This is a genomic window from Leminorella richardii, assembly GCF_900478135.1.
In the GTDB taxonomy this organism is placed as follows: Bacteria; Pseudomonadota; Gammaproteobacteria; order Enterobacterales; family Enterobacteriaceae; genus Leminorella; species Leminorella richardii.
The window spans coordinates 230,168-251,134 of the sequence record NZ_LS483470.1 but is presented as its reverse complement, the minus strand read 5'-3'; the positions used below and the strand labels follow the sequence as shown (position 1 = coordinate 251,134).

Genomic DNA, 20,967 nt, shown 5'->3' with positions numbered 1-20,967 from the left:
CTCCTTTACCAAACGCCCGCCGTGGAGCCACCGTCCACAGTCATGACTGTACCTGTCACGAAGTTAGCATCCGTCAGGTACAGCACTGCATCAACAATATCCTGCGGTTGGCCGATGCGGCCTGTCGGCGCCAGCTGCTTCATAAACTCTACGCTTTGTTCATCAGATTCATGCATTGGCGTAGCAATGATGCCGGGCGCAACTGCATTAACCATCACTCCGTGCGGCGCAAGCTCAAGGGCAAGTCCTCTCACCGCGTGGTTTAAACCGCCTTTAATGAGTATAGGCAGCAGCGCGGGGACTTTGCTATTAGGCTGCATTGCGATAGAAGCCGTTATGGAAATAATACGGCCTGAGCCGTGCTGAGACATGTGCCGAGCCGCAGCCTGAGAAGGATAGAAGAAACCTTTAAGGTTGGTATCAACAATGGTGTCTACGTCTTCGGTCGTATATTCCACTGCGGGTTTAGCAATAAAGATGCCCGCATTGTTAACCAAAATGTCCACTTGACCAAAGCGCTGCACAGCCAGATCAAACAGGCTGTCCGCCGTCGCGGGCAGGGCGATATCTCCCGGTACCAGCAGTAGACTTTCCGGATTACCAAGTCGGTCTGCCGCCGCCTGTAAACGCGCCAGCGAACGGGCATTTGCCACCACGTTATAGCCACGATCCAGATAGGCCTCTGCAATAGCAAAACCCAAACCGCTTGATGCACCAGTCACAATCACCGTTTTTACTCTGCTCATTAATACGTCCTCATCGGGGCAACCATTTGCCGTGCATTAAAGGTAATACACTCTCTTCAATTGAAAAATGAGCCAAAAAGAACTTTAATTGATACATCATGTAATAAATAAGGACAAATCGTCATGCAGCGCTACTTTGATGATATCCAAATGGGCAGTATCGAGCTGTTTTGTCTTACCGTTGAAACCGGCAGCTTCACGGCAGCAGCCAATGCGGCGGGAGTCACGCCAGCTGCCGTTAGCCGATCCGTTGCCCGTTTAGAAAAGCGGCTACAGGCTAGGCTGTTTATCAGAACAACGCGAAGTATGCGCACTACCGACGCCGGTCAGAGCTACTATTTGGACTGCCGCAAAGCGCTAAGCCAGCTGGTTGAGGCAGAAACTAAGATCTCTGGCGAGGGTCAGGCTCCTGTGGGCGTCCTGAGCATCAGCGCTCCGACGCTGTATGCGCACTATCGCCTACTGCCTAGGCTGACTGAATTCTGCGCTCGCTATCCGGATATGAAGATCAATGTGCAGGTCAGCAATCAGAATATCGATTTTTCCGAAGATAAGTTTGACGTTGCCATCAGGGGAAATGAACTGAACGACTCGGGCCTAGTCGCTCGCCGACTAGAGGACGCGGAGCTTATCGTTGTCGCAGCGCCGTCTTACTTGCAGCAGCACCCCGCGCCGGCGGTGCTCGCCGATTTGGCTCACCACGAGTGCATTCAGTATGCTCTGCCCAGCAGCGGCAGAAAAATACCTTGGTCATTCATAGAGCAAGGAAAAGAGATAAAGCTGGAAACTAGCGGGCGCTTTCTCTGCCAAGAGGATTTTCTTGCCACTCTGACGCTTGCTAAAAGCGGTGCTGGGCTGATGCAGGTCTATCGGTTTACCGTCGAGCAGGAACTACAGCGCGGCGAACTGGTTGAGGTCTTACGCAACTATGCCGGTACTTCACGGCCGTTTATTCTGCTTTATCCCTACTCGCGCTATGTGCCGTTAAAAATCAGGAAGTTTGTTGATTTTCTAACAGAGAAATAGTGCCGAGCCAACTAAAAAAGCAAAAGGCGCTCGTTTGAGCGCCCTTTCTCTATCACGATCGCGTGACAGTGCGCTAGCAGAGCTCAAGCTTAACGTCGTGCTGACGAATGATGTTCATCACGCTGTCTGGCGGCTGCTTGTCGGTAAACAGGTAGTCAATCAGCCCCATATTTCCGAGGTTTACCATCGCATTTCGCCCAAACTTGGAGTGATCGGTTACCAGCATCACACAGCGGGAATTCTCAATAATCGCGCGCTTGGTGCGCACTTCGTGGTAATCAAACTCCAGCAGGCTACCGTCGCCATCAATGCCGCTGATGCCGAGAATGCCGTAGTCCAGTCGGAATTGAGAAATGAAGTCTAACGTTGCTTCACCAATAATGCCGCCGTCACGCGAGCGCACTTCACCCCCGGCAAGGATAAGACGAAAGTCTGGCTTTCCGGTTAGCAGCGTCGCTACATTCAGGTTATTAGTGACTACCCGCAGGTTTTTATGATTCAGCAGAGCGTGAGCCACCGCTTCCGGCGTGGTGCCGATATCGATAAACAGCGTCGCGCCGTCGGGAATATGGCTGGCTACTCGCTCGGCAATGCGCGCCTTTTCTTCAAACCACATCACCTTACGGTCGTTATACGCAGCGTTAACGGCAGAGCTGGACAGCAGTGCCGCGCCGCCGTGGTGGCGTTGGATCTTGTGCTGTTCCGCCAGCTCGTTAAGATCCCGTCGAATCGTCTGCGGACTGACGCCAAAGTGTTCCACCAGCTCTTCAGTACTGACATAACCGTGCTTACGAACTAAATCAATGATGGACTCGTGTCGCTGCGTTTGTTTCACTTTTAGACCTTATATGCGCTTACCCAGATGCGCCCTTGTTATTATTTTGGCTAACTCTATGGCATCCATTATACACAACGAGGCTACCTTGCCCATAAAGCGTGGGGTCTATCGTCCCCGATGTCTCTTAGACGGCAATGTATCCCACCAGGCTAGCGCTAAGCCAACGGCTAGGCCACCGGCGTGAGCCGCGTTAGCGATGGAAAAACCGAACATATCGAAATACCCTGCCAGAAGCCAAACGACAGAAAACGCCATCAGAGAGCGCTGCATATAGACGCCTCTTTCCGGTGCCCGCTCTCCTGAGAGCCAGCAGTACCCCATCAGCGCGTAAACCACGCCGGACAGGCCGCCAAACAGATTGCCGCTAAATACCGCCTGCCCATAGCCCGACAGCACAGCAGACAGCAGCGTAATTTCCAGAAGCTTCCCCGTTCCGAGGCGCTTTTCCAGCGGGCCGCCCAAATACCACCACCACACTAGGTTAAAAAGGATGTGCATAAGGGAAAAGTGTAAGAACGCGTGGGTTACCCAGCGCCACATTTCCAAATACTGGCTGCTGTCTGCAGGGTAAGCCAGCAGCGTCATTAGCGCGTCGTCGCCAAACAGCTGCATCAGCAGATAAACGATGACGCAAACGACAATAACCGCCAGCGTCAGCGGCCCGGCCCGTTCGCGTACAGAAGAAAGCACCGGCGTGCGCTGGTAGTGAATATCGGCATTGGTAGTGCCGGACTCCCAGCTGGCAGCCATATAGCGGGGATCGTTGGGGTAATGAATAAAGTGCTCAAGGGCGCGACGCGCTTTAGATTCGTCGCTGTCGTTTTGCAGCCACAGCTCAGTACGCTCAGGCTGCCGACGCACCTCAATCTCAACGTTCTGCGTTGCCATATAGTCAGCAAAAGCCTGTGCCGCTCTGGCGTTGGAGAATACGGTCAGTAGAATCATCCAGACTCACTCTACGTGATTAAATCACAGCGCCTTTCAAGAGAAGGCACTGACGTTAAAAAAGCTAATTTATCACAATAGCGCCGCTGCGATGAGGGATTATCGAGATAAGGGTATCGGAAGCAGGCTTAAGAGGAGACAACGCTGTCGGGAAAGCTCCGCGACCATGACTCAAAGCCCCCTTCAACGCTATAAACCTGCTCGAATCCCTGATGCGCCAAATACTGAGCCGCCCCTTGACTGCTGATGCCGTGATAGCACATCACCATCACCGGGAGCTCAAAATCAGTATTTTGCATAAATCCGTTCAGGCTGGCGTCCGTCAGGTGAAAAGCGCCAGGCGCGTGCCCCGTGGTAAAGCTTTGAGCATCGCGAATGTCTACCAGCACGGCGTTGCCCTGCTTCAGTCGTTCAAAGGCGTCTGCGACGCTGATAATAGAAAATTGTTCCATAGCTTACATACCAATAGTTCACATACCATAGTAAAAGACTCAACTATTATAACGACTTTCGCCACCGCCGCCACGAATTCGCAAGCCCTGTTAGCTTTTGTCAGAAAAGAGGTATAAAAAAAGCGTCGCTAGGCAACGCTTTTTTTCGAGCTATCAACAGGCTTTACGCTTCAATCGCCACGCGCAGTTTCTTCATCGCGTTTTTCTCCAGCTGACGCACACGCTCGGCAGAAACGCCGTAGCGATCGGCCAGCTCTTGCAGCGTAGCTTTGGACTCATCGCTGTTCAGCCAGCGCGCGCGAATAATGTGCTGGCTGCGCTCGTCTAGACCGTTTAGAGCCTGTGTCAGCTTGTCGGCGGCATCGCTGTCCCAGTTTTCATCTTCAATGCTTTCAGCAAAGTCAGATGACTTATCTTCTAGATACATTGCAGGGGCAACGACGCTGCTTTCGCTGTCGTCATCCGGCGAGGCGTCAAAAGCCATGTCCTGAGCGGCCATGCGGGACTCCATCTCAAGCACGTCCTTGCTTGAAACCCCCAGCTCTTTTGCGACTAGTTCAACCTCTTCCTGATTAAACCAGCCCAGGCGCTGCTTGGACTTACGCAGGTTAAAGAACAGCTTACGCTGTGCCTTGGTAGTCGCAATCTTAACAATGCGCCAGTTGCGTAGGACATACTCGTGGATTTCGGCCTTGATCCAGTGCACAGCAAAGGAAACCAGACGTACACCCACTTCTGGATTAAAGCGGCGCACCGCTTTCATCAGACCGATGTTGCCCTCTTGGATAAGGTCTGCCTGAGGCAGGCCATAGCCTGAGTAGTTGCGAGCGACGTGAACAACAAAGCGCAGATGGGACAGGATAAGCTTCTTCGCTGCCGCCAAATCGCCGTGATAATGCAGCCGTTCAGCCAGCTCGCGTTCCTCATCTGCTGTCAGCATCGGGTAGCTGCCAGCAGCCCGAATATAGGCCTCTAGACTACCTTGTGGAACCAGGGCCAAAGTTTGCATTTCTTTAGTCATTCAAACCCTCTTAAATAAAACGTCATTACATACGCTGGCGGACTTACACACGCCGCGACGGTACCGCCTTTCCGTCGCCAGCAGCGGCCTTGAACGGCGCTGCATGATTCGATAATTAGACCCGAGTTTCATTCAAAAGTTCAGGCAAATTGAGTGAAACGGGATCTTGAGATCCTGTTGCTATAACAGCAGATATGCGGGTTTATTTCAAGCCGCAGGGCACGACATGCACATCGATGAGGCATTATACCAGAGGATAACTCATCCTGGTGTAAACTGACGTAAATGCCTGACCGTTGCAAGCCATGCCGCACCCCAGCCAATCATGGCGGATACCAGCAGCAGAAGCAGGCTTTCATCCCAGCTTAGGCCGTCAATGGAGAACAGCGCGCCGAACACACTGGCCGCCTGAGTCACCGATGAGCTCAGCATCCACACCAGCGCCTGCGACATAATTAAAGACAGCACCGCACCAAACAGCCCCAGCAGCATGCCGCCGTTCAAAAACGGCCGCAGAATAAATCCGTCCGTCGCGCCGATAAGCTTCATCACGCTTATCGTATCCCGCCGGCTAAAAATGTTAAGCCGCACGCTGTTGCCGATAACGAGGAACACCGCTACCACCATCAGTACCGCGATTGTTCCTGAAATCGACCCTACCAGCCGCGTCAGCGCAGACAGGCGAGAGAACCAGCTGTCGTCGGTTTTGACTTCACTGACGCCGGGCAGCTTGCCAACTGCGTCGCGCAGCGTCGTTAGCGATGTGGTATTCAGAAAATCAGACTTCGGCGTCACAACGATAAGCGCAGGCAGCGGGTTTTCCCTCAGCATGTCCAACGCAGAGCCGAATCCCGACCACTCGCGAAACTCTTTTAGCGCGCTGTCGCGAGACATATAGTCGACGCTTTTAACGCTTTCCATCCCTTTAATCTGCTCGGCTAAAGCGCTGGCCGCATCATCGGCTACGCTCTTTTCCAGATAGACAGTCACCTGCGGCGTGGGATACCACTTTGCCGCCGCCGTACCAACGTTTTTCCACACCAGATAACCGAGGCTTGGCAGCGTCAGCGAAATCGCAATCACCGCAACCGTCATCAGCGTCGCAATAGGCTGTCGCAGCATGTCGATGGTCGTATTGCGCCAGGCATAGCGCCACTGTTCGCGCCAGCCACCGCTTTCGCGCTTCGCTGCTTTTGGCTTCGGCGGCGCGCTCTTTTTCACCTGAGGCTTACGACTACGCATCGCTGCTTCCTCCCATTCTTCCGTGGGAAAGGGTCAAAACCCTATAGGAACGGCTGGCGATAAGCCCCCGATCGTGAGTCGCCATCAGTACCGTTACGCCAACGCGGTTAAACTCTTCAAACAGTTTCAGGATCCCGACCGAAAGCTCGTCGTCCAAATTGCCGGTAGGCTCATCTGCCAGCAGTACCGCGGGCTTGTTCACCACCGCGCGGGCGATGCCGACCCGCTGCTGTTCGCCACCGGAAAGCTGAACGGGGAGGCACTTTGCCTTGTCCAACAGACCGACCTTATCCAGCGCCGCTGACGCGCGACGGCGAATTTCTTCAGGAGACGCGCCGCAGATAATCAGCGGCAGAGCCACGTTGTCATAAACCGTTCTGTCCGCCAGTAGGTTATGATCCTGAAAGACCATGCCAATTTGGCGGCGCAGAAAGGGCACCTCTGCTGGCTTCAGGCGGCTCACGTCATGCCCGGAAAACCAGATATGCCCCGCGCTTGGCCGCTCAATGCCGCAAATCAGCTTTAAAAGCGTACTCTTACCCGCGCCGGAATGGCCGGTTAAAAACGCCATTTCGGCCTGCCGGAGATGAAAGCTAACGCTCTGTAGCGCCTGCTGCCCTCCTAAATAGGCCTTACTGACCTGCTCAAAACGAATCATTGTTGCTTAGTCCTCTCGGGCAAAAAGCGCTTCAATAAAGTCGTTGGCCTGGAAAGGCCGTAAGTCATCAATGCCTTCACCAACGCCAATGTAGCGAATAGGGATGCCAAACTGATCGGCAACAGAGAAAATAACCCCGCCCTTTGCCGTACCGTCCAGCTTAGTCAGCGTGATCCCCGTGAGCCCTACTGCCTCACTAAACAGTTTAGTCTGGCTAATGGCGTTTTGGCCGGTACTGGCGTCAATGGTCAGCATAATTTCGTGAGGCGCCTCTTCATCCAGCTTCTTCATCACCCGCACAATCTTTTTCAGCTCTTCCATCAGGTGGGACTTATTCTGCAGGCGCCCTGCCGTATCGGCGATCAGCACGTCAACGTTGCGCGCCTTAGCCGCTTCGATCGCATCGAAAATCACTGATGCAGAATCGGCACCGGTATGCTGAGCAATAACCGGAATGTTATTGCGCTGCCCCCACACCTGAAGCTGCTCAACCGCTGCGGCGCGAAAGGTGTCACCCGCAGCCAGCATGACTGACTTGCCCTGTGCCTGAAACTGGCGCGCCAGCTTGCCGATAGTGGTGGTTTTGCCCACGCCGTTAACGCCCACCATCAGGATCACAAACGGCTTGTGGCCGCTGACGTCCAGCGGCTTATCGACCGCCTTGAGGATCTCGGACATTTCGTCCTTCAGCCGCTCGTACAGCGCTTCCGCGTCTTTCAGATCGCGGCGGCTGGCGTGTTCAGTCAGCGAGGCAATAATTTTACTGGTCGTGTTAACGCCCACGTCAGCGATAAGCAGTTGCTCTTCCAGCTCTTCAAACAGCTCATCGTCAATGCGCTTGCCGCGAAACAGCCCCATAAAGCCGGAGCCTAGATTCTGCTTGGTTTTCAGCAGGCTTCGCTTAAGGCGGGCAAAGAAGCCTTCTTTAGTTGGCCTTTCCTGCTCCTGCATGGAAAGCGGCGTCTCTACGGCCTCTTCCTGCTCAATGTCCTCAATGGCCTCTTCTTCAGCGTCGTCAAGCTCGCCTTCGTCAAAAGGCTCGTCCTGCTCCCACTCAGAAGGAGCATCCTCAACGGACTCTTCCTGAGCGATATCCTCAATGGCTTCTTCTTCGGCCTCGTCGAGCTCGCGTTCGTCAAAAGGTGCGTTCTGAAGCTGTTCTTCAACCTCTTCTTGCTCAACGCGTGCGACGTCAGCAGACAGCGCAGCGTCTTCGAGTCGATCGGTATCCCTTTCTGCCGGTTCCAGAACGTCGAGTTCAGCAGTCTCGTCTGCCTCGGTTTTTTCATCCTCAAGCGCGCTATCAGCCTCGATGTCCGGCAAGCGTTCGCCTGCGGTATCAGCGATGACCGCTGTGTCGGCGGGGGTTTCAGTTACCGGATGCTCAGCGACATCGCTCCCTGCGGCAGCGCCTTCTTCCTGTTCAGGCAACGCCTCTTCATTTTTTTCAGTGTCTTCACTCTGACGGTTAAGCCCTAACCAGGAAAAGAAACCGCGCTTTTTGTCTTTCGCCATGCTGTAACCACAACCTCCACACTCGCCATTACGTTCACGTCTTTGCCCAAGTCTAACACTCTCCGGCGCGATAAACGGCTTTATATTAACATCTGACCCATCAAAATCATGCCATTCAGCAACGAAAAAGCGCGCGTAAGAAAACGCATTTACGCGGGCCGTGCCTGACGCATTTTTAAATCTACCGGCTCTCGCTATAATAGCGCCATAAACCCTTAATCGTTTTTCTGGTCAATAGCCGCCCTATGAGTAAAAAGAGTTCCCCCAGTAAGGCTGGTCAAATCCGCATTATCGCCGGGCAGTGGCGAGGCAGAAAGCTGCCCGTGCCGGACAGCCCAGGCCTAAGGCCAACGACCGATCGGGTAAAAGAAACGCTGTTTAACTGGTTAGCGCCAGTCCTTCAGGAGGCACGCTGTCTGGACTGCTTTGCAGGCAGCGGCTCCCTCGGATTTGAAGCCCTTTCTCGCTATGCCGAGCAGGTCGTCATGCTGGAAGCCGAGCGCTCTGTTGCACAGGGGCTGCAAAAAAATTTGGCGCTGCTAAATGCCCGCGGCGGTCAGGTAGTCCATACTGACACTCTAAGCTGGCTTAAAGGAAGCCCGTCACCCTTTGACGTGGTGTTTCTCGATCCGCCCTTTCGTCAAGGGCTGCTGGCGGAAACCGTCTCCCTACTAGAGCAGCGTGGCTGGCTCGCAGAAGAGGCGTGGATTTATGTCGAAACCGAGTCAGAAAGCGCAGCGGTAGCCGTACCGCCAACCTGGCAGCTTCATCGGGAAAAAGTCGCTGGTCAGGTTGCCTATCGGCTCTACCAGCGCCAGCCGCTATCAGCGCCACAACACACAGAACAGGAATGACGTGAATATGAAACAGCTGGTGATTAACATAGGGCGTTTGATGATGGTTGTCGTCTGGGGCTTTTTGCTGCTCAATCTGTTTAGCCCCTTTCCCAGCCCGCTAAAGTACTTTCTGTACGTCGCGACCGGATTTACGCTGTTTATGCACGGGCTACAGCTGGCGCTGCTTAAATCTACGCTGCCGAAGGATGGAGAGAAAATGGGCAACGCCCAGGCCGTCAGGATCCTGCTGTTTGGCGTTTTTGAACTGCTGGCATGGCAGAGCAAATTTCAGCAAAAGCCGCCAAGCGGTCAGTAACAGTTAGGCGATACCGCTAGCCCTTTCTACCGGGAAAATAGGGAAAGGGCGTGACGTTATCGCCCAGTTCAGAAATTCGCGCGCTGCCCTGTTCAGCAACTGCATCAATGCGGATAACAGAATGCATAGGAATAAAGCTGCGCGTAACGCCAGAGAATTCCGTTTTTAGCCGCTCTTCGCTGGGATCAACCAGCAGCGAGCTGCCGCTGTCAAAAACAAAATCGCCGATTTCAACAAAGCCAAACAGCGAACTCTGCGTCAGTTCGCGCACGTATAGCTGATAGTTTTTACCGTTGTTCATAAACTGAATGCGGTACAGCGGCTTTTCTTGACTCATCTCGTTGCTTTATCTCACTGAATATCGAACTCGCCAAAAAATTAACATAACCGCAGAAAGAATGCGACTTCACTAGCGGAAACGGCATTATTCATTGTTTAACTAACGGGTTATTCCTACACTTAAGTTATCGAACCGCTTGAAAGCCTGAAGGATAAACCTATGAGCTGGCCTCTTTTAGCCGTCATATTTTCCGGTTGGATCTACGTTGATGCGGCCTATCGCGGCCCTCGCTGGCAGCGCTGGGCGTTTAAACCCGTCACGATGCTTCTTATGCTGCTGTGGGCCTGGCAATCTCCCGAACTCACCGGCGTCAGCTACCTTATTCCCATTGGATTGCTGGCCAGTCTGGCAGCGGACATCGTTCAGGCGGTTTCCCAAGAGCGCGTGCTGTACGCTGTCGGTGCGCTAATTGTTTCCCATCTGGCCTATACGCTGTGCTTTGCGTCATCGCTGGCTCTCAGCTTCTACTGGCCGCCGGTTGTGATTTTACTTGCTGTTGGGCTAACTATCATGGCGCTGCTGTGGAACCGACTGGCAGATATGCGTTGGCCAGCCGCTGCCTATTTGGCAGTCACGCTATTGATGGTAGGAATAACGACAAGCAGCTACCTGGCTGCACCTAACGACATGGCCTTCAGCCAGCTTATTGGCAGCGTTTTGCTGTTGATGTCAGCCATCTTGTGGCTGACGGATAAATACTACCTGCCGTTCAAAGCCGCCAGTGCGGCGATCGCGGTGTGCTATTTTTTAGGCCACTTTACGATCGTCAGGTCACTGCATATCTAGACGGGTGCCAGAAATCAGGCATCGCCCTTGCGGATCAGGTAGCGGTAAGGCGTATCTTCAGTTTCCGCGGCCAACAGTTCGTGGTCCATAAAGCGGCAAAAACCGGGGATATCGCGGACAGTCGCCGGGTCATCAGCTACGATAAGCAGCGTCTGCCCGCTTGCCATGTGGCGCACTGTTTTGCGCACCATCATAACGGGTTCTGGGCAGCGTAACCCTAACGCATCAAGGGTACGGTCGGGATTGGCAAACGCGTCTGTCATAGGAAACCTGCTGCTGTCTTAAAAAGCTGTCTAAAAACCGATTTGCCTAGTTTAATACGATGCACAATGAGCGCAAGCCAAACGAATACACTAGACGTACGCGAAAGGAATAGGAGAAAGCCATGTCGAACTCATCAACACCGCCCCAACAGCCCGCTCTTCAGCGCATCGTCTCCAGAACAAAAGACGTCGGCGGCATCCCCGTTGCCCGCGGGCTGCCTGTTAAAGAGCGTCGCCTTATCGGTGCCTGGTGCTTCCTCGACCACGCAGGACCTGCCGTTTTCCAAAGCGATGCGCAAAGTATGCACGTTGCTCCCCACCCCCACACGGGGCTGCAAACATTTACCTGGATGCTAGAAGGAGAAATTCTGCACCGCGACAGCCTGGGCTATGAGCAGGTGATCCGCCCCGGACAGGTTAATCTGATGACAGCCGGGCGCGGAATATCCCACTCGGAAAACGCCGTACCGGGATCGCTAACACTGCACGCCGTCCAGCTGTGGATAGCCTTACCTGCTGCCGTCAAAGACATGCCGCCGCGTTTCGACCACTACCCTAACCTGCCAAAATGGAGCCGCGATGGCGTTAGCTTCACGCTGCTGACAGGGGACTTTTCTGGCTATCGCGCACCAACGCTAAGCTTCTCGGAGCTGGTCGGCGTAGACATCGCCAATCACCATCAGGCGCAGCTCACAGTGCCTCTTCAACAAGACTTTGAGTACGGCCTGTTCGTTTTAGAAGGTGAAGCCTTGATTGGGCAAGAGGCCTTCAGCCAAAACGAACTGGCCTATCTCTCTTCTGGCAATGCTGAACTACCGCTCACGCTGAAAGAAAACAGCCGCATCCTGCTGCTTGGCGGTGAACCGCTGGGCGAAGAGGTGCTTATGTGGTGGAACTTCGTCGGGAGAACTAAAGAAGAGCTGCGTCAGGCGGTTGAAGAGTGGAACGCGGCGGACGCCCGTTTCGGCAGCGTGCCGGGATCAGAACAGTCGCCAACGCCTGCGCCGAAAATGCCGTAAAAAGCGCCAAACGCCGCGTTTAGCCACGCATCGCTGCAATCTCCGATTGCATTCGTCGAATAACGCGGTATCATCTGCGGCGCTCGATTCGTCGGCGAACATATTTTATACAATACTGATTTTATACAGCGCTGGGTTCCCTCACCCCAGCAGGCGCAAGCCGTTTAACTAAAAAGGTCACAACATGTTTGAGTTTTCCGCACAACAGCGGCTTAAAGCGCTGCTATGGCTTTCGTTCTTCCATATTCTGATTATTGCCTCCAGCAACTATCTGGTTCAGCTGCCTATCACCATTTTTGGCTTCCATACCACCTGGGGCGCGTTTACCTTTCCGTTTATCTTCTTGACGACAGACCTCACCGTTCGGGTGTTTGGTGCACCGCTGGCTCGGCGCATTATTCTGGTCGTCATGATGCCTGCACTGCTTATCTCTTACCTGCTGTCCACCTGGTTTTACGAGGGCTCATGGCAGGGATATCAGGCCATACACCAGATCAATCTGGTGGTCGCCCGTATCGCTATCGCCAGCTTTATGGCTTACGTGCTAGGGCAAATTCTCGATATTTACGTTTTCAACCGACTGCGCCAGCTAAAAGCCTGGTGGGTAGCTCCCAGCGTTTCAGCTGTTTTTGGTAACCTCAGCGACACCATTGCGTTCTTCTCTATTGCCTTCTACAAGAGCAGCAACGCATTCATGGCGGAAAACTGGGTTGAGATCGCGCTGGTCGACTACGTGTTCAAGCTGCTTATCTGTGCACTGTTCTTCCTGCCGATGTACGGTATTCTGCTGAACGTGCTGTTAAAGCGGCTGGTACACATCCAGTCATCGCCCAAGCTTTCACACGATGCGGCCTAAATAATCGAGATAATTTTGGCGCACACCGGATCTTGGTGATATTTTTATACTTTACGCGGGCGTGGCGGCAGTGAAAAATAATGCTGCTGCCAGAGCTCTGATAAATATGCCCCGATAACTATATGAGAGATAAAGGAAGTGCCATGCAGAAGTTAATCAAAACTATGGGTCTGTGTCTGTTTGCTGTAAGCCTCACCGCCTGTGACGGTAATAAGGACACACCAACAGCACCTGCTGAAAACGGTTCTTCTGCTGCACAGCCCGGCGCTTCCGGTGGCCAAACTCAGGTTTTAGGTGGAAAGGTCAGCTTTACTGTTCCTGACGGCCTACAGGATCAAAGCGGCAAAAGCCCTTCTCAAACTACGAATATGGCGATTTTTGCCGACAACGCCGCGCAAAAGATGCTGATTGTTATCAGCAGCTCGATGCCTGCCGACTCGCTGGATAACCTGATAACCCGTATGGAAGCACAGCAGAAAATGCGCGATAGCGAATTAACGCTGCTGAAAAAGGCGCCTATTGAAGTCAGCGGGCAAACTCTACAGCGCCTTGATACGCTGGTGCGCATCGACGGCAATAAAAATTACTCGTCTACGCTGCTTGGTCAAGTGGGTGAGCAGTTACTGACTATCCAGCTTACCTATCCTGCTGAACAGCAGGCCGATGCGGAAAAAGCGGTTGAGGCGTTTATCACCTCACTGAAAATTCAGCCATAAAACCGCAAAGTACAAGTACCGTAGAAAAAAAACGGGCGACCTATAAGGTCGCCTGAAACAGAAAATACACTCTCCTGCCAGAAACCGGTCATTCGTCAGAGTTAACGTTGACCGGAAAACACCCTCTCGGGTCTTCCCATAATCGTTTACTCTTTCAGTCTGCCAGCGCTTGCGCTAGCAGCGTGATCGGATGTTCACAGCGTTTAGTGGTCGACATTTCAATTTGCCATTTACAGGTTTCGCAGTCGCTGACCACAAAATCCACACCGCTTTCTTCAATTTGTCGGAACAGCGAAGCCCCAATGCCCTGAGAGGTTTCGTAGTTTTCTTTCTTGAAACCGTAGGTACCGGCAATGCCGCAGCACTGAGAGTCCAGTACTATAAGCTCAACGCCGGGGATCCGCTCCAACAGCGCGAGGGTATAGGCCGTCCAGCCCATTTTTTCCATATGGCAAGGCGTGTGATAGGCGATCTTCATCGGCGTATGCTTGAGCTTTAGCTCCCGCCCTTCAGACAGCAGGCGGTAAATAAAGCGCGTCGCCAGTTCAATCTGGTCGCGCACCGACGTGGTATCAACACCCAGCAGGTGTGGATACTCATCGCGTAGCGTGAATGTACAGGTTGAAGAGGTTGCAACAACGGGGATCCCCTTACCGATCACCGCATCAACCAGCGACTCCGCGTTCACACCGGCCTGCTTCTTCGCACGATCGATAAAGCCGTTAGCAATAAGAGGGACGCCGCAGCACTTCTCTTTTTTCAGCAGTTGAACGCCCATTCCCATGGCGTTAAGCACCCGCACCAGATCTTTCCCCAGCTGCGGATGGTTATAGTTAACAAAGCAGCCGTGGAAAAACGCGACCTGATCGGCAAACGCCTGCTGTTTCGCCGCCTGCTTGCGGAACCACTGACGGAAGGTGCCGAAAGAGTATTTTGGCAAATCGCGGCGATGGTCTATTTTCAGCACGCTGTCCAGAATGCCCTTTACCGGCTTCAGACCCACGGTGGCATTCACCAGCGGTGCAAACGGCGTGGACAGGGTTCCCATCAGATCCGTATGGCTCAGAACTGCGTCCCGCAGCTTAAATTTGGTCGGCGCATAGTCAATGCGCGCGCGCTGGATGATATCGCCGATTTTCACATCGGAAGGGCAGGCTACTTCACAACGCTTACAGTTGGTGCAGTACTTCAGCGCCTCATCGTATAAAGACGGATCTTTCAGCCGCAGGCGCTCACCGTCCGGCCCGGCCTGCTTTGGCCCCGGATAGTTAGGATTCACTTTCGCAACGGGGCAGTACGTTGTGCAAACGGTGCACTTGATACAGTTTTCAAAGCTGTTGTCAGTCGTCAGGCTCATTGCGCCACCTCCACCTCAGAAAGGATCTGCTCTGCGGCATACTGTGCTGTTACCAGAGAGACGCCTGCACCACACCCCTGCTGTAGCGGATCGTATCCTCCCAGCACAGCGCCGATGACGTACAGATTGCTTAGCGGTTGCCCGCAAACGGTACCGTGCAGCTTCTCATCCGCCTTCACGCCAAAGCGCAGGTAAGGCTGAGGTTCGAACATATCCTTGTGTGTCCACTGTGGGCGGTGAGGCACGTCGAGAATGTCCAGCCCAAAGACGGGCTCATAAACGCGCTCAAATTCTGCAATCAGTCCGTTGCTAAAGAAGCTACCACTCGCCAGCACAACGTGCTCAGCAACGATAGGGATATCGGTATGGTTGCGGGTATAGATGCGCGTTACGCGCTGGTTTTTCAGCTCAGCCTTCAGTACCGAATCACCGGGCATAAACTGGCCGCCAAGCTGCTGAAAGCGTCGGCGAAGTGCCTGATGTAGGCGGATCCCCAGTAGTGACGGGGGTAAAGTGGGTACTAACATCACCGGCTTGCCGGCTCGCTGGCGAAGTGTCTCAATCGCGTGAGTATCTTCCAACCCGATGCAGGCAGGAAGAAGCACAGCGTCAACATTCTCAGCCAGACGCGTCACTTCCTGTGCCAGTAGTTCAAGGTTTTCCGGCAGATCTAACACTCGTGAAATATTGGAAGCGCGAAACTCGCTGGGGTTTTTCCTTAAGCGATCGAGCGCGGGAAGGTGCAGATAGTCGGTAACGGTCTCAATACCGCGTTCTTCCAGCGATGCGGCTGCCAGCTGCGGCTGGAAGTCCAGAAAACCTTCAATACCAATCACGGCAACGCGCTGCCACGGTAAATGCCCGCTCACTGGGGCAACGGGCACTTCATTGGGGCTGAGCCAGGTTGCTCTCAGCGTTCCTAACGGCGTTACCCGTCGATGGTTTTGGTCAATCGAACCGTAGAACTGCAGCCCGCACTCCGCCAGTAAACCTTCCGCCTGCTTTGCCATACGAAGAACGGCTTCTTTGCCCAACTTTGAGTAGGGGTGTTCCTGACCAAGCTCCGCCAGCGCGTCCAGCGGGCGTTCAATCACTGAGCCGTCAGCGCGATAGCTGAGGAAGTCCAGCGAGCCGGACGAAAAGTGCAGCGCGCTCTGACCGGCGCTGATAATCGCGCAGCGTTTGCCCTCTTGAGCAAGTCGAATACCGCAGGAAAGGCCTGCCAGGCCGCCGCCAATAATGGCTACATCAAATTTCATTACTCTTCTCCACGCTGGATGAGGGATCCAGACCACACAGCCCCTGATAAACCCAGCTGGTGAATTCACTTTCCCGCAGCGCGTCTCCCCACGCGATTGGGCGAACGCCCTTCCAGCGTTCATTCAGGAAAGTCGAAAGCTGAGTGAGCGACTGTTGGGGCGTCGCTACTTTAAACCGGTTGAGTAGCCCGGCTGCGCGGCAGGCGCACAGCTCCCCCTGGCAGGTGCCCATGCCGACGCGAGTGCGGCGGCGCAGGTCGATAAGATTATTCACATTCAGTGATGCAACGGCGTAGCGCACTTCACCGGCGGTGACCGCTTCGCACTCACACACCAGGCTGTTGTCCAGACGATCGTCGCTCACCAGTTCGGTCGCGCGATCGCCGTGGCGGTAAACCGCTGAGCCTCGAATCGTCGAAGGCAGAGAAATGACTTTCCCCAGCGTCTCTTCCGCTGACTGGCGAGAGCCGGGCAGAGCCTCTTGAGCCGTTGTACACTCACCTTTATGACCAAGCTTTTCGCACACTTTATCCGTTGCCCACTCGGCCATCAGGCGATAGGTCATCAGCTTGCCGCCTGTAATGGTGATAAAGCCTTCCAGCCCATCGCGCACCGCGTGATCCAGCAGCACGATTCCCCGGCTGACGTTGCGGCCTGACGGATCGTCATCGCTAGCCACCAGCGGACGAACACCCGCGTAGGCGCGAAGAATGCGAGTGTGTGCTAACTTCGGCGCTAAACGACTGCCCTCACGAATAAGCACATCCACCTCTTCCGGCGTTACGATCATGTTGTCAATGTCGTCATACGGGATGCGGGTCGAGGTGGTGCCAATCAGGGAAATAGTGTCACCCGGTACCAGAATGTCTGCATCAGCAGGCTTGCGGCAGCGGTTAATCACGCGGTTGTTGATACGGTGCCCCATGATCAGCAGCGCCCCTTTGGCGGGGAACATGCGCACGCGAAGCTCTGCATATTCAGCAATGTGCTGACCCCAGATACCTCCTGCGTTAACCACAATAGCAGCGCGTATTTCGCGCATCTCTTTGCGATAGTGGTCATAAGCCTTAACGCCAACTACGCGGGCGCCTTCTTGGATCAGGCCGATAACTTCATGGTAAGTGAACACTTGCCCACCGTGCTCGCGAGCGTCCAGCACGTTTGCGGCTGTCAGGCGAAACGGGTCAACGGTGCCGTCTGGCACTCTGACGGCGCCGAGCATGTCAGGGTTAGCGGACGGCTCGAAGCGAAGCGCCTCTTGAGGATCCATTGCCTGAGCGTCAATACCTGCGGCACGGCAGGCGTCAATAAAGGTAGATTGAAACGCTATGTCGTCTTCCGGCAGCGTCAGGAACAGGCCGTCGGTTTGCTCTACACAGTGACGCGCAATGCGCTTGAGAATTTTGTTTTCTTCTATACACTCACGAGCCGATTCGGCATCCGTGACGGCATAGCGAGCGCCGCTGTGCAGCAGGCCGTGGTTACGCCCCGTTGCGCCAGTAGCAATATCGTGTCGTTCCAACAGAACGGTGCGCAGCCCGCGACGAGCACAGTCTCGCGCTACGCCAGCGCCGGTGGCGCCGCCGCCAATGATGATGACATCCGTCTCGATTGAAGGAAAAACGCTCATTATCAATTGCTCCCGCTGTCGTTCTCAACGTCTGGAATACGTCTATGGTTTTATTTAAACATATCCTGCGCCAATTTTGTTTGATAAGGAACAAATTCGAGCAAAATTAGATTCAATTCGCTCAGAAAAGAACATTAGTGTGATAAGAATCACAACACTTGCATTAACATTCCACACTTTAAGTTAAAAAGATGATACATTTCGCTCGGCAAAAGTGAAGAAATGACGGTAATTCACCGCTAAAAAATGCCAGTAGCGAGATAATGGATAACAACGCACTGAGCGATAATGAAAATACTGTGAGCATCCGATCGATGATCACGCTAATTATTACACTCATACGAAAATACAGAGATAAATGACTGCCAGTGGAGGCACTATGCTAAGTATTTTTAAACCCGCGCAGCACATCGCGCGTCTACCGCAGGATAAGATCGATCCGACTTATCGCCGCCTTCGGTGGCAGATTTTCATGGGGATCTTCTTCGGCTACGCCGCTTACTATCTGGTTCGCAAAAACTTTGCTCTGGCCATGCCTTATCTGGTAGAGCAGGGCTTTAGCCGCGGCGATTTGGGCTTTGCCCTTTCCGGTATTTCTATCGCTTACGGTTTCTCCAAGTTCATTATGGGTTCCGTATCCGACCGCTCTAACCCTCGCGTGTTCCTGCCTGCGGGTCTGATCCTCGCCTCTGTCGTCATGCTGTTGATGGGCTTTATGCCATGGGCAACCTCCAGCATCATGATCATGTTTGTGCTGCTGTTCATCTGTGGATGGTTCCAGGGTATGGGCTGGCCGCCGTGCGGTCGCACCATGGTTCACTGGTGGTCACAGAAAGAGCGCGGAAGTATCGTCTCCGTCTGGAACTGCGCCCACAACGTCGGCGGCGGTATTCCTCCTCTGCTGTTCCTGTTGGGTATGGCGTGGTTTAACGACTGGAAAGCCGCTTTCTACATGCCGGCTCTCTGCGCCATCATCGTTGCTCTGATCGCTTTTGCCCTGATGCGCGATACGCCGCAGTCATGCGGGCTGCCGTCAATTGAAGAGTACAAAAACGACTATCCGCCTGACTATACGGAAAAAGATGAAGAAGAACTGAGCGCGAAAGAAATCTTCATGAAGTACGTATTCCCGAACAAACTGCTGTGGTACATCGCCATTGCTAACGTGTTCGTTTACCTGCTGCGCTACGGCATTCTGGACTGGTCACCAACCTACCTGAAAGAAGTGAAGCACTTTGCACTGGATAAGTCATCCTGGGCCTACTTCTTCTATGAGTACGCAGGTATCCCCGGTACTCTGCTGTGCGGCTGGATGTCAGACAAAGTGTTCAAGGGCAACCGCGGCGCAACCGGCGTCTTCTTTATGGTGCTGGTAACTATCGCCACTGTCGTTTACTGGCTGAACCCAGAGGGTAACCCTGGCATCGATATGCTGTGTATGACCGTCATCGGCTTCCTGATCTACGGCCCTGTTATGCTTATCGGTCTGCACGCTCTGGAGCTGGCTCCGAAGAAAGCGGCGGGTACTGCCGCAGGCTTCACCGGTCTGTTCGGCTACCTGGGCGGCTCCGTCGCAGCAAGCGCTATCGTCGGCTACACCGTTGACTTCTTCGGTTGGGACGGCGGCTTTATGGTGATGATCGGCGGCTGTGTGCTGGCTGTTATTCTGCTCATCATGACCATGCTGAGCGAAAACAAGCACAAAGCGGAAATGCTGGCCAAGCAGGCCGGTAACTAATCCGTACACGTTGAAATAACGTCGCGCTGCGCGCCTGTTTATCAGGCCGCAGCGCAAACCATCACGTCACACAGCAATAAAAACGCAGTTCAAACCCTATTTGCCAGCGTCACACGGACGTCACCTAGCGCAAATACTATTTCCATCAGTCATGTAACAAAAACAGCTAAGCCACAAGGCTTAACCCGTTTGCTGCGCGCTTTTCAGCCTTACGGCGGCGATCGCGCTTTTACAACAACAGTAGGAGAGAAAAGGATGAGAACAGGTTTTAAAACGCTTTTAGCAGGCATGGTGCTAGGAATGGCGCTGCTTCCAGCCGTTCAGGCAGCACAAAAGGCAGACAAAATTGTTATCGCCCATCGTGGTGCCAGCGGCTACCTGCCTGAGCACACGCTAGCCTCAAAGGCGATGGCCTATCAGCAGGGTGCAGACTTTCTGGAACAGGATTTGGTTATGACCAAAGACGATCGCCTGATTGTCCTGCACGATCACTACCTTGATCGCGTAACCGATGTAGCCGACAGGTTCCCTGACAGAGCGCGTAAAGACGGCCGCTACTACGCAATCGACTTTACTCTTGACGAAATTAAGTCGCTGAAGTTCACTGAAGGTTTCGATATTAAAGACGGCAAGAGAGTTCAGAGCTACCCCGGCCGCTTCCCAATGGGTAAATCCGATTTTCGCATCCACACGTTTGAAGACGAAATCGAATTTGTGCAGGGTCTGAACCACTCTACCGGTAAAAATATTGGTATCTATCCGGAAATCAAAGCCCCTTGGTTCCACCGCAGCGAAGGCAAGGACATCACTGCCAAAACGCTGGAAGTGCTGAAAAAATACGGCTACACCAAGAAAAGCGACAACGTTTACCTTCAGTGCTTTGACTTCAACGAACTTAAACGCATCAAGACCGAACTGATGCCCAAAGCGGGCATGGATCTGAAGCTGGTTCAGCTTATTGCCTATACCGACTGGGAAGAGACCTTCGAGCCCGATGCACAGGGTAAGCTGGTGAACTACAGCTACGACTGGATGTTTAAGCCCGGTGCCATGAGCGAAATCGCCAAGTATGCCGACGGCATTGGCCCTCAGTACCCAATGCTGCTTGACGTGAAGGCCTCCAAACCGGGAAAAGCAGTGCTTTCCCCCATGATGCAGGAAGCCCACAAGGCCGGAATGGTGGTACATCCCTACACCCTGCGCGCTGATGCCCTACCACCCTACGCCACCGACATGAACCAGCTTCTGGACATCATGTACAATCAGGCGAACGTTGACGGGCTGTTCTCTGACTTCCCCGATATGGCAGTGAAGTTTTTGGAAAAGCAGAAGCAGCATAAATAGTGTGTAACGACGTTATAAACAGAGCGGGCGCCCAAGGCGCCCGTTTTTACTACCTAATCTACCC

22 protein-coding genes are annotated in these 20,967 nt (G+C 53.6%); 9 read left to right on the top strand and 13 right to left on the bottom strand.

The window, feature by feature from the left end:
• Positions 1-5 precede the first annotated feature (5 nt).
• Complete coding sequence (locus DQM29_RS01135; RefSeq protein WP_111738926.1) at positions 6-746, bottom strand: SDR family NAD(P)-dependent oxidoreductase; 741 nt, start codon at positions 744-746, stop codon at positions 6-8.
• Positions 747-869: 123 nt separating this feature from the next.
• Between DQM29_RS01135 and DQM29_RS01130 the strand changes: the two genes are divergently transcribed.
• Positions 870-1,772, top strand: a complete 903-nt coding sequence (locus tag DQM29_RS01130) for a LysR family transcriptional regulator (protein WP_111738925.1) — start codon at positions 870-872, stop codon at positions 1,770-1,772.
• A 73-nt stretch (positions 1,773-1,845) separates the two neighbouring features.
• On the opposite strand, the gene DQM29_RS01125 is transcribed toward DQM29_RS01130, so the two are convergent.
• The 7 genes from DQM29_RS01125 to ftsY all read right to left on the bottom strand — a co-directional run bounded on the left by DQM29_RS01125 (position 1,846) and on the right by ftsY (position 8,443).
• Complete coding sequence (locus tag DQM29_RS01125; RefSeq protein ID WP_111738924.1) at positions 1,846-2,607, bottom strand: DeoR/GlpR family transcriptional regulator; 762 nt, start codon at positions 2,605-2,607, stop codon at positions 1,846-1,848.
• Between the two features lie 108 nt (positions 2,608-2,715).
• The gene (gene glpG / locus DQM29_RS01120; RefSeq protein WP_111738923.1) at positions 2,716-3,555 is read right to left on the bottom strand and encodes a rhomboid family intramembrane serine protease GlpG; all 840 of its coding nucleotides are present in this window, start codon (positions 3,553-3,555) and stop codon (positions 2,716-2,718) included.
• Between the two features lie 128 nt (positions 3,556-3,683).
• On the bottom strand, positions 3,684-4,007 hold the full coding sequence (gene glpE, locus DQM29_RS01115; protein WP_111738922.1) for a thiosulfate sulfurtransferase GlpE: 324 nt from the start codon (positions 4,005-4,007) through the stop codon (positions 3,684-3,686).
• 163 nt (positions 4,008-4,170) lie between these two features.
• Positions 4,171-5,028, bottom strand: coding sequence for an RNA polymerase sigma factor RpoH (gene rpoH, locus DQM29_RS01110; RefSeq protein ID WP_111738921.1), 858 nt, complete (start codon positions 5,026-5,028; stop codon positions 4,171-4,173).
• A 261-nt stretch (positions 5,029-5,289) separates the two neighbouring features.
• Complete coding sequence (ftsX, locus tag DQM29_RS01105) at positions 5,290-6,270, bottom strand: permease-like cell division protein FtsX (protein WP_111738920.1); 981 nt, start codon at positions 6,268-6,270, stop codon at positions 5,290-5,292.
• A complete protein-coding gene (gene ftsE / locus DQM29_RS01100; protein ID WP_111738919.1) occupies positions 6,263-6,928 on the bottom strand; it encodes a cell division ATP-binding protein FtsE in 666 nt (221 codons plus the stop codon). The genes ftsX and ftsE overlap by 8 nt, the downstream gene beginning before the upstream one ends.
• A gap of 6 nt (positions 6,929-6,934) precedes the next feature.
• Complete coding sequence (gene ftsY, locus DQM29_RS01095) at positions 6,935-8,443, bottom strand: signal recognition particle-docking protein FtsY (RefSeq protein WP_111738918.1); 1,509 nt, start codon at positions 8,441-8,443, stop codon at positions 6,935-6,937.
• Positions 8,444-8,688: 245 nt separating this feature from the next.
• Between ftsY and rsmD the strand changes: the two genes are divergently transcribed.
• Both rsmD and DQM29_RS01085 read left to right on the top strand, forming a co-directional pair.
• Positions 8,689-9,297, top strand: coding sequence for a 16S rRNA (guanine(966)-N(2))-methyltransferase (gene rsmD, locus DQM29_RS01090; protein ID WP_111738917.1), 609 nt, complete (start codon positions 8,689-8,691; stop codon positions 9,295-9,297).
• Positions 9,298-9,313: 16 nt separating this feature from the next.
• On the top strand, positions 9,314-9,595 hold the full coding sequence (locus DQM29_RS01085) for a DUF1145 family protein (protein WP_111741955.1): 282 nt from the start codon (positions 9,314-9,316) through the stop codon (positions 9,593-9,595).
• Between the two features lie 16 nt (positions 9,596-9,611).
• On the opposite strand, the gene DQM29_RS01080 is transcribed toward DQM29_RS01085, so the two are convergent.
• The gene (locus DQM29_RS01080) at positions 9,612-9,932 is read right to left on the bottom strand and encodes a DUF1820 family protein (protein ID WP_111738916.1); all 321 of its coding nucleotides are present in this window, start codon (positions 9,930-9,932) and stop codon (positions 9,612-9,614) included.
• Between the two features lie 162 nt (positions 9,933-10,094).
• On the opposite strand from DQM29_RS01080, the gene DQM29_RS01075 reads away from it, so the two are divergent.
• Positions 10,095-10,721, top strand: coding sequence for a lysoplasmalogenase (locus DQM29_RS01075; protein ID WP_111738915.1), 627 nt, complete (start codon positions 10,095-10,097; stop codon positions 10,719-10,721).
• A 14-nt stretch (positions 10,722-10,735) separates the two neighbouring features.
• On the opposite strand, the gene tusA is transcribed toward DQM29_RS01075, so the two are convergent.
• Complete coding sequence (tusA, locus tag DQM29_RS01070) at positions 10,736-10,984, bottom strand: sulfurtransferase TusA (RefSeq protein ID WP_111738914.1); 249 nt, start codon at positions 10,982-10,984, stop codon at positions 10,736-10,738.
• Positions 10,985-11,106: 122 nt separating this feature from the next.
• Between tusA and DQM29_RS01065 the strand changes: the two genes are divergently transcribed.
• The 3 genes from DQM29_RS01065 (at position 11,107) to DQM29_RS01055 (ending at position 13,575) form a co-directional block, all read left to right on the top strand.
• The gene (locus tag DQM29_RS01065) at positions 11,107-12,003 is read left to right on the top strand and encodes a pirin family protein (RefSeq protein WP_111738913.1); all 897 of its coding nucleotides are present in this window, start codon (positions 11,107-11,109) and stop codon (positions 12,001-12,003) included.
• 184 nt (positions 12,004-12,187) lie between these two features.
• Complete coding sequence (locus DQM29_RS01060) at positions 12,188-12,859, top strand: 7-cyano-7-deazaguanine/7-aminomethyl-7-deazaguanine transporter (RefSeq protein WP_111738912.1); 672 nt, start codon at positions 12,188-12,190, stop codon at positions 12,857-12,859.
• A gap of 143 nt (positions 12,860-13,002) precedes the next feature.
• Positions 13,003-13,575, top strand: coding sequence for a DcrB-related protein (locus DQM29_RS01055; RefSeq protein ID WP_170126464.1), 573 nt, complete (start codon positions 13,003-13,005; stop codon positions 13,573-13,575).
• 154 nt (positions 13,576-13,729) lie between these two features.
• Here the strand turns inward: DQM29_RS01055 and glpC are convergent, their stop codons facing one another.
• Genes glpC through glpA form a run of 3 tightly spaced genes read right to left on the bottom strand, consistent with a single transcriptional unit; the run spans position 13,730 to position 17,821 of the window.
• On the bottom strand, positions 13,730-14,932 hold the full coding sequence (glpC, locus tag DQM29_RS01050; protein ID WP_111738910.1) for an anaerobic glycerol-3-phosphate dehydrogenase subunit GlpC: 1,203 nt from the start codon (positions 14,930-14,932) through the stop codon (positions 13,730-13,732).
• Positions 14,929-16,191 (bottom strand): glycerol-3-phosphate dehydrogenase subunit GlpB, encoded by a 1,263-nt coding sequence (glpB, locus tag DQM29_RS01045; protein WP_111738909.1) that lies wholly within the window; start codon positions 16,189-16,191, stop codon positions 14,929-14,931. Before glpB ends, glpC begins: the two co-directional genes overlap by 4 nt.
• Complete coding sequence (glpA, locus tag DQM29_RS01040) at positions 16,181-17,821, bottom strand: anaerobic glycerol-3-phosphate dehydrogenase subunit A (protein ID WP_111738908.1); 1,641 nt, start codon at positions 17,819-17,821, stop codon at positions 16,181-16,183. Before glpA ends, glpB begins: the two co-directional genes overlap by 11 nt.
• 379 nt (positions 17,822-18,200) lie before the next feature.
• Here glpA and glpT point away from each other — a divergent pair, with 379 nt between their 5' ends.
• Positions 18,201-19,559, top strand: a complete 1,359-nt coding sequence (glpT, locus tag DQM29_RS01035; protein ID WP_111738907.1) for a glycerol-3-phosphate transporter — start codon at positions 18,201-18,203, stop codon at positions 19,557-19,559.
• A gap of 255 nt (positions 19,560-19,814) precedes the next feature.
• Positions 19,815-20,903, top strand: coding sequence for a glycerophosphodiester phosphodiesterase (gene glpQ / locus DQM29_RS01030; RefSeq protein ID WP_111738906.1), 1,089 nt, complete (start codon positions 19,815-19,817; stop codon positions 20,901-20,903).
• Positions 20,904-20,967: the final 64 nt, after the last annotated feature.

Bases quoted from the DNA above. Each gene is read 5' to 3' on its own strand.
- glpA (WP_111738908.1), bottom strand. From the start codon at position 17,821: ATGAGCGTTTTTCCTTCAATCGAGACGGATGTCATCATCATTGGCGGC.
- DQM29_RS01060 (WP_111738912.1), top strand. From the start codon at position 12,188: ATGTTTGAGTTTTCCGCACAACAGCGGCTTAAAGCGCTGCTATGGCTT.
- DQM29_RS01055 (WP_170126464.1), top strand. From the start codon at position 13,003: ATGCAGAAGTTAATCAAAACTATGGGTCTGTGTCTGTTTGCTGTAAGC.
- glpG (WP_111738923.1), bottom strand. From the start codon at position 3,555: ATGATTCTACTGACCGTATTCTCCAACGCCAGAGCGGCACAGGCTTTT.
- glpC (WP_111738910.1), bottom strand. From the start codon at position 14,932: ATGAGCCTGACGACTGACAACAGCTTTGAAAACTGTATCAAGTGCACC.
- glpE (WP_111738922.1), bottom strand. From the start codon at position 4,007: ATGGAACAATTTTCTATTATCAGCGTCGCAGACGCCTTTGAACGACTG.
- ftsY (WP_111738918.1), bottom strand. From the start codon at position 8,443: ATGGCGAAAGACAAAAAGCGCGGTTTCTTTTCCTGGTTAGGGCTTAAC.
- tusA (WP_111738914.1), bottom strand. From the start codon at position 10,984: ATGACAGACGCGTTTGCCAATCCCGACCGTACCCTTGATGCGTTAGGG.
- DQM29_RS01080 (WP_111738916.1), bottom strand. From the start codon at position 9,932: ATGAGTCAAGAAAAGCCGCTGTACCGCATTCAGTTTATGAACAACGGT.
- rpoH (WP_111738921.1), bottom strand. From the start codon at position 5,028: ATGACTAAAGAAATGCAAACTTTGGCCCTGGTTCCACAAGGTAGTCTA.
- ftsE (WP_111738919.1), bottom strand. From the start codon at position 6,928: ATGATTCGTTTTGAGCAGGTCAGTAAGGCCTATTTAGGAGGGCAGCAG.
- DQM29_RS01135 (WP_111738926.1), bottom strand. From the start codon at position 746: ATGAGCAGAGTAAAAACGGTGATTGTGACTGGTGCATCAAGCGGTTTG.
- glpQ (WP_111738906.1), top strand. From the start codon at position 19,815: ATGAGAACAGGTTTTAAAACGCTTTTAGCAGGCATGGTGCTAGGAATG.
- DQM29_RS01065 (WP_111738913.1), top strand. From the start codon at position 11,107: ATGTCGAACTCATCAACACCGCCCCAACAGCCCGCTCTTCAGCGCATC.
- DQM29_RS01075 (WP_111738915.1), top strand. From the start codon at position 10,095: ATGAGCTGGCCTCTTTTAGCCGTCATATTTTCCGGTTGGATCTACGTT.
- ftsX (WP_111738920.1), bottom strand. From the start codon at position 6,270: ATGCGTAGTCGTAAGCCTCAGGTGAAAAAGAGCGCGCCGCCGAAGCCA.
- glpB (WP_111738909.1), bottom strand. From the start codon at position 16,191: ATGAAATTTGATGTAGCCATTATTGGCGGCGGCCTGGCAGGCCTTTCC.
- glpT (WP_111738907.1), top strand. From the start codon at position 18,201: ATGCTAAGTATTTTTAAACCCGCGCAGCACATCGCGCGTCTACCGCAG.
- DQM29_RS01130 (WP_111738925.1), top strand. From the start codon at position 870: ATGCAGCGCTACTTTGATGATATCCAAATGGGCAGTATCGAGCTGTTT.
- rsmD (WP_111738917.1), top strand. From the start codon at position 8,689: ATGAGTAAAAAGAGTTCCCCCAGTAAGGCTGGTCAAATCCGCATTATC.